This is a genomic window from Streptomyces sp. NPDC006512 (genome assembly GCF_040611935.1).
In the GTDB taxonomy this organism is placed as follows: Bacteria; Actinomycetota; Actinomycetes; order Streptomycetales; family Streptomycetaceae; genus Streptomyces.
The window spans coordinates 37,784-53,382 of sequence record NZ_JBEXPG010000046.1 but is presented as its reverse complement, the minus strand read 5'-3'; the positions used below and the strand labels follow the sequence as shown (position 1 = coordinate 53,382).

General features: G+C 73.9%; 2 protein-coding genes. Both read left to right on the top strand.

Annotation, left to right across the window (positions count from 1 at the left end; genetic code table 11):
- Positions 1-17: 17 nt before the first annotated feature.
- Positions 18-7,814 carry an amino acid adenylation domain-containing protein gene (locus tag ABZZ17_RS28025; RefSeq protein WP_356879830.1) on the top strand — a complete coding sequence of 2,599 codons (7,797 nt, stop codon included), beginning with the start codon at positions 18-20 and terminating at the stop codon, positions 7,812-7,814.
- The gene (locus ABZZ17_RS28020) at positions 7,811-15,592 is read left to right on the top strand and encodes an amino acid adenylation domain-containing protein (protein ID WP_356879828.1); all 7,782 of its coding nucleotides are present in this window, start codon (positions 7,811-7,813) and stop codon (positions 15,590-15,592) included. The genes ABZZ17_RS28025 and ABZZ17_RS28020 overlap by 4 nt, the downstream gene beginning before the upstream one ends.
- Positions 15,593-15,599: the final 7 nt, after the last annotated feature.

Below are 15,599 nucleotides of genomic sequence, written 5' to 3'. Positions count from 1 at the left end.
CCGATTTTGGAGAAACAATGATTCCGTTGTCGTTCGCGCAGCGCCGGCTGTGGTTCGTGGACCGGTTCGAAGGCCCTTCGCCGACCTACAACGGCGCTTTCGCCCTGCGGCTGACCGGTGAGCTGGACGTGGATGCGCTCCGGGCGGCGCTCCACGACGTCATCGACCGGCACGAGGTCCTGCGCACGGTGATCGTCGAGGACGGCGACGGCGTCCCGCACCAGCAGGTGCTCCCCCCGGAGGAGAAGCCGTTCGAACTGACGGTCGCCGAGGTCACGCAGGAGGAGCGGGCGGCGGCCGTCGCCGAAGCGGCCACCCGGACCTTCGACCTGGCCGCCGACGTGCCGATCCGCGCCACGCTGGTGCGGACCGGCCCGCGCGCCCACACCCTGGTCCTGGTGGTGCACCACATCGCCCTGGACGGCGAGTCCCTCGGACCGCTGCTCCGCGACCTGAGCGTGGCGTACTCGGCGCGCGGGTTCGGCGCGGCCCCGGTGTGGGAGCCGCTCCCGGTGCAGTACGCGGACTACACCCTGTGGCAGCAGGACGTCCTCGGTGACGAGTCCGACCCGGACAGCCTCGCCGCCCGCCAGCTGGCGTACTGGCGCGAGGCCCTGGCCGGCATGGTGCAGCCGCTGGCCCTGCCGACGGACCGCCCGCGCCCCAAGCGGACGAGCCCCCGCGGCGGCCTGGTCGAGTTCCCCGTCGACGCCGCCCTCGTCGGGGCCGTGGAGAAGTTGGCCGCGGAACAGGACACCACGGTGTCCATGGTCATGCAGTCGGCGCTCGCGGTGCTCCTGCACCACCTCGGCTGCGGCGACGACATCCCCCTCGGCGGGCCGATCGCGGGCCGCACCGACGAGGAACTGCGCGACCTCGTCGGGTTCTTCGTCAACACCTGGGTGCTGCGCGTCGACGTCTCCGGCAACCCGACCTTCCTGGAACTGCTCGGGCGCGTGCGGGAACGGGCCCTGGCCGCCTACGACAACCAGGACATGCCGTTCGAGCGGCTGGTGGAGCTGCTCAACCCGGACCGGTCCACCGCCTACCACCCGTTCTTCCAGGTGATGCTCGCCTGGCAGGAGCCGCTGGGCGCCCTGGACTTCGCCGGACTCGACGTCGAGTCCGAGACGCTCGACACCGGAACGGCCAAGTTCGACCTCTTCTTCAACATGATCCCGAACGCCTCCGGCGGGGCGGGGGTCCGGCTGGAGTACGCCACCGACCTGTTCGACCAGGGCACGGTCGAAGGCCTCGCGGACCGGTTCGTGCGCGTGCTGGGCCGGCTCGTGGCCGACTCGGGACGCGGTGTCAGCGGCATCGACGTCCTCGACGCGGCCGAACGGGACCGGCTGCTCCACCGGTTCAACGACAGCGCCACCGAGCAGTCCGGGCTGACGGTCCCGGAGCTGTTCGAAGGCCAGGTGGCCAGGACCCCGGACGCCCCGGCGGTCCTGTGCGAGGGCCGGACGCTGACCTACCGGGAGCTCGACGACCGGGCGAACGCCCTCGCGCGGGAACTGGTCCGCCGCGGCGCCGGGCCGGAGGACCTGGTGGTCCTGGCACTGCCCCGCACGGAGGACCTGGTGGCCGGCCTGCTCGGCATCCTCAAGTCCGGTGCCGGCTACGTGCCGCTGGACCCGCAGTACCTCGCCGGACGGGCGGAGACCGTGCTGTCCGAGGCACGCCCGCGTTTCGTGGTCACCGACACCGCGACGGGCCGGGACCTGCCCTCCCACGACATGACGAGCGTCAACATCGACCACCGCGCCACGTGGGAGGCGACCCCGGGAACACCCGACGACGCCCCGCGCAGCGCGCCGCCCGGCCCGGACAACCTGGCCTACGTGATGTACACCTCCGGCTCCACGGGCACGCCGAAGGGCGCGGCGATCACCCACCGCAACGTCGTCAACGGCGTGCGGGAACTGGTCCGCGTCCTCGACGCGCCCCCCGGCTGGAAGATGCTGGCCGGCACCTCCGTGAACTTCGACGTCTCCGTCTTCGAGCTGCTGACCACCCTGTCCACCGGCGGCACGGCCGAGGTGGTGGCGAACGCGCTGGAGCTCGCCGACCGGGACGGCTGGGACGGCCACGTCATCAGCGGGGTCCCCTCCGTGCTCGGCGAACTGACCGGCCACCTGGAGAAGGCGGCCGACGTCCGCACGGTCGTGTTCGCCGGCGACGTGCTCCCCGCCCGGCTGGTGCGCCAGGTGCGCGAGGCCCTGCCCGGCGCGCGGATCGTGAACTCCTACGGGCAGAGCGAAAGCTTCTACGCCACCACCTTCGCCCTCCCGGCGGCCGAGGAGTGGGCGGACGGCGACGTCGCGCCCATCGGCACCCCGCTGGGGAACATGCGCGCGTACGTGCTGGGCCCGGGACTCGCCCCGGTGCCGCAGGGCGTCATCGGTGAGCTGTACGTCGTCGGTACCTGTCTCGGCCGCGGCTACCACGGCCGCCCGGGCCTGACCGCCGAGCGGTACGTGGCGAACCCCTTCGGCCCCGCGGGCGAACGCATGTACCGCACCGGCGACCTGGCCCGCTGGAACGCGCACGGCCTGCTGGAATGCGTCGGCCGAGGCGACGGCCAGGTCAAGGTGCGCGGCTTCCGCATCGAGACGGCCGAGGTCGAGGCGGCGCTCACCGCGCACCCCGGCATCAGCGAAGCCGTGGTGATCAGCCGCGAGGTGCCCTCGGGCGGGCGGCGGCTCGTCGCGTACGTGGTGCACACCGGCGAGGGCGGCGTCGGCGACGACGGCGCCGGCGGCATCGGCGACGTGGACGTGCAGGCCGGAGCCTCGGCCGCCGAGCTGCGCAAGTTCGCCGCCGCACGGCTGCCCGACTACATGGTCCCGTCGGCCTTCGTCGCGGTCAGCCGGCTGCCCCTCGGGCCGACCGGCAAGCTGGACCGCTCGGCGCTGCCCGAACCGGAGTTCCTGGGCGAGGCCTACCGGGAGCCCCGCACCGAGGCCGAGAAGATCATCACCGCCGCGTACGCGGACGTGCTCGGCGTGGACCGGGTCGGCGTCGACGACGACTTCTTCGCGGTGGGCGGCGACAGCCTGCGCTCCATCCAGGTCGTGGCGCGGGCCCGCGCCCGCGGCCTGACCCTCACCACCCGGGAGATCTTCGAGAGCCGCACGGCGGCCCGGCTGGCCGAGGTGGCCTCCGACCGCCGGGACGAGGTACCCGTGCTCGCGGAGCTGGAGGGCGGCGGCGTCGGCCCGATGGCCCTCCAGCCGGTGGCGCGCCACGTGTTCGAGCACGGCGGCGGGACGGACCGCTTCGCCATGTCGATCGTGCTGGAACTGCCCGCGGGCATCGACGGGACCGGGCTGGCCGCGACGCTGGACGCCGTCCTCGACCGGCACGACCTCCTGCGCTCGCAGCTGGTGGGCGGCGCAGAGCCCTCCCTCGTCGTACGCCCGCGGGGCGCCGTGCGGGCGGCCGACCTGATCCACCGCGTCCCCTGCGACGGCCGGTGGGACGACCCGTCGGCCCTGGAGGCGGCGAAGGCCGAACTCGACGCCGCGGCCGGCCGCCTCGACCCGGAAGCCGGGACCATGGCGGACTTCGTCTGGTTCGCCGCGGCCCCGGGCGCCGGCCGGCTGCTCGTCGTCCTGCACCACCTCGTGGTGGACGGCGTCTCCTGGCGCATCCTCATGTCGGACTTCGCCGAGGCGTGGCAGCGGGTCCGCTCCGGCTCCGCACCCGAACTCCCCGAGGTCGGCACCTCGGCCCGCCGCTGGGCCGCGGCCCTGGAGACCGAGGCCCTCTCCCCGGAGCGGGAGGAGGAGCTGGAGTACTGGCGGGACCTGCTCGAAGCGTCCGACCCCCCGCTGGGCGCCCGGCCGTTCGACCCGGCCGTGGACCTGATGTCCACCCTCGACACCGTGCGGGTGCAGCTGCCCGCCGACGTCACCGAGGCGGTCCTGACCACCCTCCCCGCCGCGTTCAAGGCCACCGGCACCGACGTCCTGCTCGCCGCGCTCGCCCTCGCGGTGAACGAGTGGCGCGGCGCGGACCGCTCCACCCTGGTCCGGCTGGAGGGCCACGGCCGCGAGGAGGACGTCGTCCCCGGCGCCGACCTCTCCCGCACCGTCGGATGGTTCACCAGCATGTACCCGGCCCGCGTCGACGTGCGGGGAGTGGACCTGGCCGACGCACTGGCGGGCGGCCCCGCCGCCGGCCAGGCCGTCAAGCTGGTCAAGGAGCAGCTGCGCGGGGTCCCGGACAAGGGCATCGGGTACGGACTCCTGCGCTGGCTCAACCCGGAGACCGCCGAACAGCTCGCCGAGTACCCGGCGCCGCAGATCGGCTTCAACTACCTCGGCCGGATATCCGACACCGACGTGCCCGAGCACCTGCGCGCCGACGGGTGGGTGCCGGCGGACTGGTCCTCCGAGCTCATCCCCATGCCCGACCCGGACCTGCCCGCGCTGTCCGCGCTGGAGGTCAACTCGGTCGTCACGGACACCGCGGACGGCAGCCGGCTGCAAGCCGTCTTCATGTTCCCCACCGGAGTGCTGTCCCGGACCCGGACCTCCGAACTGGCCGAGCTGTGGACCCGGGTGCTGCGCGGTATGGCCGCGCACGCCGCACGCCCGGGAACCGGCGGCCTCACGCCCTCGGACGCCCCGCTGGTCTCGGTGCGGCAGGCCGAGATCGACGACTGGGAGGAGCGCTACGGCCGGCTGGTCCAGGTCTGGCCGCAGGCCCCGGGCCAGTCCGGCATCCAGTTCCAGGCGGCGCTCGCCGACGGCACCTTCGACGTCTACCACATGCAGTTCGTGCTGCACCTGACCGGGCACGTGGACCCGGCGCGGATGCGGGCGGCCGGGCAGGCCCTCCTCGACCGGTACCCGAACCTGCGCTCCGCGTTCCTCGCCGGAGCCGACGGCGATCCCGTACAGGTCGTCGCGGAGCACGTCGACGTGCCCTGGCGGCACCTCGACCTGACCGGTCTCGGCGAGGCCGAGCAGGAAGCGGAGCTGGGCAGGGCCCTCGCCGGGGACCGGGCCGACCAGCTCGACCCCACCCGGCCGCCGCTGTTCCGCCTGGCCCTGCTCACCTGCGGACCGCAGAAGGCCAAGCTCCTGATCACCGCCCACCACACCCTCTTCGACGGCTGGTCGTCGCCGCTGGTCATCAAGGACCTGGTGCGGCTGTACGCCGGGACCGAGGAGCTCGCCCCGGTCCGCAGCTACGGCGACTACCTGGGCTGGCTGTCGAAGCAGGACCGGGACGCGTCGGCCGCCCGCTGGAAGGACGAGCTCGACGGATTCGACCAGCCGACCCTCCTGGCCGCCGGCCTGCCCGAGAAGGGCGAGGCCTCCCGCCTCGGCCGCGTCGAGGTCCCCCTGTCGATCGACAAGGGGCGGGAACTCGCCCGGCGCGCCGCCGAACTCGGGGTCACCCTGAACACGCTCCTCCAGGGCGCGTGGGCCGTCCTGCTCTCCACGCTCACCGGGCAGCAGGACGTGGTGTTCGGCGCCGCCGTCAACGGCCGCCCCGCGGACCTGGTCGGTTCGGACGAGATGGTCGGCCTGTTCATCAACACCCTGCCGACCAGGGTGGTCTGCCGGCCGGACCACACCGTGGGCCAGGTCATCACCGACCTCCAGGACCGGCAGATCTCCCTGCTCGACCACCACTACTACGGGCTGGCCGACATCCAGCGCGGCGTCGGACTGCCCGCGCTGTTCGACACCATCGTCGTGTTCGAGAACTACCCGATCGACCGCGAGGGCATCGTCGAGGCCAACGACTCGGCCGGCTTCACCATCGACGCCATCCGGCCGTTCGCGGGCTCGCACTACCCGCTCACCCTCAACTCCTCCGACCCCTACCTGCGGCTCTCCCTCGACTACCAGACCAACCTCTTCGACCACGCCGCGGCCGAGGAGGTCGCCGCCCGGCTCGTCCGGGTGCTGGACCAGGTCCTCGAAGACCCGCAGAAGCCCGTCGGCGCCCTGGAGGTGCTGTCGGACCAGGAGCGGGACTGGCTGGTCAGGGGCGTCAACGACACCGCGGCGGAGGTGGCCGCGGACACCCTGCCGGACGCCTTCGAGGCCCAGGCGGAGCGCACCCCCGACCGGGTGGCACTGATCGGCGAGCACGAGACGCTGACGTACGGGGAGTTCAACCGGCGCGCCAACCGGCTCGCGCACTGGCTCATCGAGCAGGGCGCCGGCCCGGAGCGGCTGGTCGCCGTACGCGTCCCGCGCTCGGTGGACCTGATGGTGGCGGTCTACGCGGTCGTCAAGGCCGGAGCCGCCTACGTCCCGGTGGACACCGAACTGCCCGAGGACCGGGTGCGGCACGTACTGGACGGCGCGAAGCCGCTGCTGGTGCTGGACGGGACCCTCCCGGACGTGTCCGGGTACGCGCCGACCAACCCGGAACGGGAACTGTCCCCGGACCACGCCGCGTACGTCATCTTCACCTCCGGTTCCACGGGCGGCCCCAAGGGCGTGCAGGTGGCCCACCGGTCGATCATGAACCGGCTGAAGTGGGGCCTGTCCCACTTCGACGTCGGCGCCGAGGACCGGGTGCTGCTGAGCACCACGGCCAGCTTCGACGTGTCGGTACCGGAGATCTTCGCACCGCTCCAGGCCGGCGCCGCCGTGGTCATCGCCCGCCCGGACGGACGCCGCGACCCGGCCTACCTCGCCGACCTGATCCGGCGCGAACGCGTCACCGGCGCGGACTTCGTGCCCTCCCTGCTGGAGGCGTTCGTCAACGAGCCCTCCGCCAAGGAGTGCACGAGCCTGCGCTGGATCGAGGTCGCGGGCGAGGCGTTCCCGCCGGCCCTGGCCGACAGGGCCGCCGACGTCCTGCCCGGCTGCGGGATCCACAACCTGTACGGCCCGACCGAGGCGTCCGTGGAGGTCACCGCCTACCAGCACGTCCCCGGCGCCGGCCGGCTGCCGATCGGCGCACCGGTGTGGAACACCCAGGTGTACGTCCTCGACGCGGCGCTGCGCCCGGTCGCGCCCGGCGTCGCCGGCGAGCTGTACCTGGCCGGCACCGGCCTCGCCCGGGGCTACCTGGGACAGACCGGGCTGACGGCGGGCCGCTTCGTCGCCTGCCCCTTCGGCGAACCGGGCACCCGGATGTACCGCACCGGGGACCTGGTGCGCTGGACCCGCGACGGCCAGGTCGACTACATCGGCCGGACCGACTTCCAGGTCAAGATCCGCGGTTTCCGCATCGAACTCGGCGAGATCGAGAACGTACTGGCCGGGCACCCCGACGTCGACGGCGCGGTCGCCCTGGTGCGCGAGGACCGTCCCGGAGACCAGCGGCTCGTCGCGTACGTGGTGCCGCGAGCCGCCGCGGCGGACACGGCCGGACCCGACCTCACGGCCCTGACGGACCTCGCCCGGGAGCACCTGCCGGAGTACATGGTCCCCTCCGCGATCGTCGCGCTCGCCGAACTCCCCGTGACACCGAGCGGGAAGCTCGACCGCAAGGCGCTCCCCGCCCCGGACCGCACCGAGGCCGCCGCCGTCGGACGGGGGCCGCGCACCCCCCGGGAAGAGGTCCTCTGCCGGCTGTTCGCCGACCTGCTGGACGTCGAGGAGGTCGGCATCGACGTCGACTTCTTCGACCACGGCGGACATTCGCTGCTGGCCACCCGGCTGATCGGCCGCATCCGCAACGCGCTCGACGTCGACGTCAAGGTCACGACGGTGTTCCGCAACCCGACCGTCGCCCAGCTGGCCGAGCAGATCGAGGAACTGGCCACGTCGAACCGCCCCCAGCTGCGCCCCAAGCTGGGCCAGATGACCGTATCGGAGACGCGTCGATGATCCCGCTGTCCTTCGCCCAGCGCCGGATGTGGTTCCTCCACCATCTGGAGGGACCGACCTCGACCTACAACATCCCGTTCGTCCTGCGCCTGGACGGGCCGCTGGACACGGCGGCCCTGCTGGCCGCGGTGACGGACGTCGCGAACCGGCACGACAGCCTGCGCACGCTGATCGCCGAGGACGCGGACGGCACCCCGGAGCAGCTGATCCTGCCCCCCGCCGAGGCGGCCCTCCAGTTCCAGGTGGTCGACGTGGCCGCGGACGAGGTGGACGCCGCCCTGCACGCGGCCGTGTCCCGCGGCTTCGACCTGGAGACGGAACTCCCCCTGCGGACCACCGTCTTCCGCGTCTCCCCGCAGGAACACGTCCTGGCGTTCGTGTTCCACCACATCGCCGCCGACGGTTCGTCGATGGCGCCGTTCCTGCGGGACCTGGTCTCGGCCTACACGGCCCGCCGGGGCGGGAGCGCACCGCGGTGGACGCCGCTGCCCGTCCAGTACAAGGACTACACCCTGTGGCAGCGGCAGCTGCTGGGCGAGGACGGCGGTGAGGACGGCGTCGCCTCCCCTCAGCTCGCCTACTGGCAGCGGGAACTCGACGGCGTCCCGCAGCCCGTGGAACTGCCGCTGGACCGGCCGCGGCCGAAGGTGATCAGCCACCGCGGCGGCCACGTCGAGTTCCTGCTGGAGGCCGACGTCGTCGCCGGACTCGGGAAACTGGCCACCGGGCACGGCGCCACGCTGCCGATGGTCGCCCAGGCCGCGCTGGCCGTCCTGCTGAACAAGCTGGGCGCCGGCGAGGACGTCACGATCGGCAGCCCGATCGCCGGGCGCACCGACGAGGCCCTGGCCGACCTGATCGGCTTCTTCGTCAACACCTGGGTGCTGCGCGCCGACCTGTCCGACAACCCGCGGTTCACCGACCTGCTGGAGCAGGTGCGGGACAAGGCCCTCGCCGCGTACGACAACCAGGACGTCCAGTTCGAGCGGCTGGTGGAGCTCCTCGACCTGGAGCGTTCCACCTCCTACACACCGCTGTTCCAGGTGATGCTGGCCTGGCAGTTCGTGTGGCCGGAGATAGAGATCCCGGGGCTGCGGGTCACCCCCGTCGCGGTGGGCACCGACACCGCGAAGTTCGACCTCTACTTCAACATCGTCCCCGACGCGTCCGGCCGCGCCCACGGGCGGCTCGAATACGCGGCGGACCTGTTCGACCCCGCCACGGCCGCAGCCGTCGTCGACCGGTTCGTCCGCATCGTGGAGCGGGTGGCCGCCGACCCGGGTGCGCACGTCGCGGACATCGACGTGCTGGGCCGGGACGAGCGGCGGTGGCTGCTGAGCACGGCGAACGACACGGCCGAGCCGACGCCGGAACCGGGCCTGGCGGAGACCGTGTCCCGGCGGGCCCGGGCGACGCCCGGGGCGCTCGCCGTCGTCGCCGAGGACCTGACGCTGACCTACGGGGAACTGGAGGCGCGGGCGAACCGGCTGGCGCACTGGCTCGTCGGCCGGGGCGTGCGGCCCGAGTCGCTGGTGGCCGTCCGCCTGCCCCGCTCCGCGGACCTGGTGGTCGCCCTGCTGGCCGTACTGAAGGCGGGCGCGGCCTACCTCCCGATCGACCCGGACCACCCGCGCTCCCGGATCGACCACATCCTCGACGACGCCCGTCCGGCACTCGTCCTCGACGCCGACGCGCTGGCCGGCGCGGACCTCTCCGGCCGCCCGGACTCGGCGCCGGCCGTGCGCGTCGCCCCGGACAACACCGCGTACGTCATCTACACCTCTGGATCGACGGGAAACCCGAAGGGGGTCGCGATCCCGCACGGCGCGCTGGCGAACTTCCTCGCCACGATGGGCCGGCGGGTCCCGCTCTCGCCCGCGGACCGGTGGCTCGCGGTGACCACGGTCTCCTTCGACATCGCGGCACTGGAGCTGTACCTGCCCCTGGTCTCCGGAGCGGCGGTGGTGCTCGCGAGCAAGGACACCGTCACCGATCCGTCGGCCGTCGTCGCCGCGATGCGCCGCCACGGCGTCACCGTCGTACAGGCGACTCCGGCGTTCTGGCAGATCCTGGCCCTGCACGAGCCGGACGCCGCACGGGGACTGCGGGTCCTGGTCGGCGGTGAGGCCCTGCCGGCGCGGCTGGCCGGGACGCTGGCCGACCGGGCCGCCGAAGTGCTCAACGTGTACGGCCCGACCGAGACCACCATCTGGTCGACGATGGCGCCCGTGACGGCGGGCACGGGCGTGGCGATCGGCTCACCGATCGGGAACACCCGGGTGTACGTGCTCGACTCCGCGCTGGCACCGGTCCCGCGCGGGGTGCGGGGCGAGCTGTACATCGCCGGCGACGGACTGGCCCGCGGCTACCACGGCCGCTCCGACCTGACCTCCGAACGGTTCGTGGCCTGCCCGTTCGGCCCCGCCGGCGCGCGGATGTACCGCACCGGCGACCTGGTGCGGTGGGGCCGGGACGGCCGCCTGGAGTACGTCGGCCGGACCGATTTCCAGGTGAAGGTCCGGGGCTTCCGGATCGAACTCGGCGAGATCGAGCACGTGCTGGCCGGGCATCCCGCGGTCGCGCAGGCCGTGGTCGTCGTACGGGAGGACGGGCCAGGCGGGCAGGACGGGCAGGACGGGCAGGGCAGGGAGAGCGCCAAGCGCATCGTGGGCTACGTGGTGCCCGCCTCCGACGACCCGGAGGCGACCGGTCCGCTGCTCGCCGAGCTGCCCGCGTACCTGCGCGGCCGCCTGCCGGACTACATGGTGCCCACCGCGCTCGTGCCGCTCGCGGAGATACCGCTGTCCCCGGCCGGGAAGGTGAACCGGCGCGCGCTGCCGGCGCCGGACCAGACGCGGGCGGAGGCCGGCCGGGCGCCCCGCGACCAGCGTGAGGAGGCCTTCTGCGCGCTGTTCGCCGACGTGCTCGGCGTACCGGCGGTCGGCGTCGACGACGACTTCTTCACCCTCGGCGGGGACAGCATCCGTTCCATTCAGGTCGTCGTACGGGCCAGGGCGCTCGGCCTCGCGGTCAGCACGCGGGAGGTCTTCGAGCACCGCACGGTCGCCCGGCTCGCGGAACTCGTCGAAGGCCGGGCCGAGGAACGCGTGACCCTGGCCGAGCTGCCCGGCGGCGGCGTCGGCTGGGCCCCGCCGACCCCGATGGCGGCGCACGTCCTCGCGCTGGGCGGCGGCGTCGGCCGGTTCGCCATGTCCGGGCTGCTGACCCTGCCCGGGGACGTCGGCCGTACGGAGCTGCTCGCCACGGTGCGGGCCGTACTGGACCGGCACGACGTGCTGCGTTCCCGGCTCGACCGGACCCGGCCGGGCCTGCTGATCGCGGAGCCCGGCAGCGTGGACCCCGCCGCGCTGCTGCGGGAAGTCCCCGGCGACGCCGACGTGCACGCCGAACTGGACGCGGCCGCTGGCCGGCTGGACCCGGACGCCGGGGTGATGGCGCAGTTCGTGCGGTTCACCTCCGGCACCGGACCGGAAACCGGCACCGCACCGGAAGCCGGCGCGGCAGCGGGAACCGACGCGGCATCGGGAACGCCCGCGGACCGGCTGCTGATCGTGCTGCACCACCTGGTCGTCGACGGGGTGTCGTGGCGGATCCTGCTGCCCGACCTGGTCGCGGCCTGGCAGCGGGTCCGCGACGGCCGCGCACCGGAACCGGCCCGGGCGGGCACCTCGCTCCGGCGGTGGGCGCACGCCCTGGCCGACGCGGCGGCCGACCCGGAGCGCGTGGCGCGGGAACTGCCCGTGTGGCAGGAGGTCCTGCGCGGCGACGAGCCCGTCCTGGGAGCACGGCAGGTCGACCCGGCGCGCGACGTCGCCTCCACCGTGGACACGGTGCGGGTCACCCTCCCCGCCGACGTCACGCACACCCTGCTGACCACCGTGCCCGCGGTGTTCCGCGGCGGCCCCGACGACGCCCTCCTGGCCGCCCTCGCGCTGGCCCTGGCCGGGCGGCGCCAGGCGCGCGGCGAGTCCGGAACCTCGACGCTCGTCCGCAGGGAGGGCCACGGCCGGGACGAGGACCTGGTCCCCGGCGCGGACCTGTCGAACACCGTCGGCTGGTTCACCTCGGCCCACCCGGTCCGCCTCGACCTGGCCGGCATCGACGTGGCCGACGCCTTCGCGGGCGGCCCCGCCGCCGGCCGGGCCCTCAAGGCCGTCAAGGAGCAGCTGCGGGCGGCGCCGGACCACGGCACCGGCTACGGCCTCCTGCGCCACCTCAACCCCGAGACGGCCGCCGTACTGGCCACCGGACGGGAACCGCAGATCGGGTTCAACCACCTCGGCCGGACCTCCCCCGCGGACCTCCCCGAGGACCTGCGCGGCCTCGGCTGGGCACCGGAAACCACCCACCGGGACCTGACCCCCGCGCCGGACGGGGACATGCCGGTCCTGTCGGCCCTGGAGATCAACGCGGTCACCACCGCCACCCCCGACGGCGACGAGCTGACCGCCCACTTCGCCTTCCCCACCGGAGTGCTCTCCCGCGAGGAGGTGAGCGAACTGGCCGGGCTGTGGGTCCGGGCGCTGAACGCCCTGGCCCGGCACGCCGCGGCCCCCGGCGCCGGCGGTCTGACCCCGAGCGACGCCCCCCTGGTCGACGTGCGCCAGGAAGAGATCGACACCTGGGAAGCCCGCTTCGGCAAGCTGACCGAGGTGTGGCCGGCGACCCCGGCACAGTCCGGGATGCTCTTCCACACGATGCTCGCCGGCACCTCCTTCGACCCGTACCACATGCAGATGGTGTTCCACCTGTCCGGCGAGGTCGACCCGGGGCGGATGCACCGGGCCGGACAGGCGCTCCTGGAGCGCCACCCCAACCTGCGCGCGGCGTTCGCCGACCGCGCCGACGGCGACGTCGTACAGGTCGTCACGGCGGCGGGCACCCCCCTGCCCTGGCAGTACCTCGACCTCACCGCGGCCGAGGAGGCCGAGCGGACGGAGACCTTCGAACGGTTCCTCACCGAGGACCGGGCCGCCCACTTCGACACGGGCGCCCCGCCCCTGATGCGGCTCGCACTCGCCGTCCTCGAACCCGGACGCGCCGAACTCGTGATGACCTGCCACCACGTACTGCTCGACGGCTGGTCCCTGCCCCTGCTGATGCGGGACCTGCTGCTGCTCTACGCGTCCCACGGCGACCCGGCCGCCCTGCCCCGCACGCGCGGCTACGGCGAGTTCCTGGCCTGGCGCGCCCGGCAGGACGACGAGGAGTCCGCCCGGGTGTGGGCGGCCGAGCTCGACGGCGTCGAAGAACCGACCCTGCTCGCCCCCCGCTCCGACGGCGCGGGCGAGAAGGGCGTCGACGAGATCGACGTCGGCCTCCCGGCCGACGAGGCGCGCGAACTGGCCCGGCGCGCCGCCGAGCTGGGCGTCACCGTCAACACCCTGGTCCAGGGCGCCTGGGCGCTGCTGCTCGGGCAGCTCACCGGCCGCCAGGACGTCGTGTTCGGCGCCACCGTCTCCGGGCGCCCGCCCGCGGTGACGGACGTCGACTCGATGGTCGGGAACTTCATCAACACCCTCCCCGTACGCGTCGAGTACGCGCCCGGCGACACCCTCGCCGAGGTCCTGGGCCGGCTCCAGAACCGGCAGGCCGGTCTCCTGGAGCACCACCACTACGGGCTGACGCAGATCCAGCAGGCCGCCGGCGTGCAGTCCCTCTTCGACACGCTGGTCGTCTTCGAGTCGTACCCGATCGACCGGGAGGGCCTCGGCGCCGCCGCCGAGGCCGCGGACGGGATCGCCTTCACCGGCCTGCGCCCGTCCACGGCCACCAACTACCCCCTCGCCCTGATGGCGGCGGCCGACCCGCACCTCCAGCTCGTCCTCCAGTACGCGCCGGGGGTCTTCGGCCGGGAGGCGGTGGAGGCGCTCGCGGCCCGCCTCGTGCGCGTCCTGCGGCAGCTGGCGGCCGACCCCGGGCTCAAGACCGCGCACGTCGACGTCCTGGAGCCGGCCGAACGCGACCGGCTGCTGGCCGGGCTCAACGACACGGCCGTACCCACCCCGGACGTCACGGTGGCCGGTCTCGTCGAGGCGCAGGCGGCGCGGACCCCGGACGCGGTCGCCGTGGACGCCGGGGGCGTGTCGCTCACGTACCGCGAGCTGAACGACCGGGCCCGCCGCCTGGCGCGCGAACTGGCCGGACGCGGCGTGGGCCCCGAGTCGGTGGTCGCGGTGTCGCTGCCCCGGTCCGTGGACCTGGTCGTCGGCCTCCTCGCGGTCCTCAAGGCCGGCGGCGCCTACCTGCCCGTCGACCCCAAGTACCCCAGCCACCGCCTCGCGGCCATCTTCGGCGAGGCTCGGCCGCACCTGGTCCTGACGGACTCCGCGACCGTCGCGGTCCTGCCGCGGCACGACGCCCCGGACCTGCTCCTCGACGCGCTCGACCTGACCGCGGACGACACCGGCCCCGAACCGCGGGTCCACGCGGACCAGCTGGCGTACGTGATGTACACCTCCGGCTCCACGGGCAAGCCCAAGGGCGTCGCCATCACCCACGCCAACGTGGTCAACGGCGTCCTGGAGCTCGCCTCCCGCGTGGACATGGAGCCGGGCAAGCGGCTCCTCGCGGGCACGTCGGTCAACTTCGACGTCTCGGTGTTCGAGATCTTCACGACCCTCGCCGCCGGCGGCGTCGTCGAACTGGTCCGTGACGTCCTGGTCCTCGGGGAGCGGGACGGCTGGAACGGCGCCGTCATCTCCACCGTGCCGTCGGCCTTCGCCGAACTCGTCGACGACATCGCCGGCCGCACCCGCGTGGAGACGGTCGTCTTCGCGGGCGAGGCCCTGCCCGCGTCGCTCGTCGAGAAGGTGCGGGGAGCCTTCCCGGGGGTACGGGTCGTCAACGCCTACGGGCAGAGCGAGTCCTTCTACGCCACCACCTCCACCGTCTCCGGCGGGACGGGCGGCCCGGCGGGCAGCGCGCCCGTCGGCACCCCGCTCGGCAACATGCGGGCCTACGTCCTCGGCCCCGGCCTGGCTCCGGTGCCGCCCGGCGCCGTCGGCGAGCTGTACGTCGGCGGGAACGTGGGCCGCGGCTACCACGGCCGCGGCGAACTCACCGCCGAACGCTTCGTCGCCGACCCGTACGGCCCGGCCGGCGCGCGCATGTACCGCACCGGTGACCTCGCCCGCTGGAACGCCGAAGGGCAGCTGGAGTACGTGGGCCGCGACGACGCGCAGGTCAAGGTGCGCGGCTTCCGCATCGAACCCGGCGAGGTCGAGGCCACCCTCACCGCGCACCCCGAAGTCGACCAGGCCGTCGTCATCGCCCGGCAGGGCGCGGGCACCGGCAAGCGGCTCGTCGCGTACGTGGTGGCGTCGGGCGGGACCGCCACCGAGGACATCCGCCGGTTCACCGCCGAACGGCTGCCCGAGTTCATGGTGCCGTCCGCGTTCGTTCTCCTGGACCGGCTGCCGCTGATGCCCAACGGCAAGCTGGACCGGTCCGCGCTGCCCGAACCGGAGTTCACCGGCGCCCCCTACCGCGCACCGCGCAACGCCCGCGAGGAGACCCTGGCCGCGCTGTTCGCCGAAGTGCTCGGCGTGGACCGGGTCGGCATCGACGACAGCTTCTTCGAGCTGGGGGGACACTCCCTGCTCGCCACCCGGCTGATCAGCCGGGCCCGTACCGAGATGGGGACGGAGATCCCCATCCGCAAGGTCTTCGATCTGCCGACGGTGGCCGCGCTCGCGGCGTGGCACGAGGAATCCGCCGCTCCCCGTCGCCCCAGCCTCCGCCAGATGTTCGCTTGAGGAGTGA

Excerpts from the sequence above, each read along its gene's own strand:
- ABZZ17_RS28020 (WP_356879828.1), top strand. The coding sequence starts at position 7,811 with ATGATCCCGCTGTCCTTCGCCCAGCGCCGGATGTGGTTCCTCCACCAT.
- ABZZ17_RS28025 (WP_356879830.1), top strand. The coding sequence starts at position 18 with ATGATTCCGTTGTCGTTCGCGCAGCGCCGGCTGTGGTTCGTGGACCGG.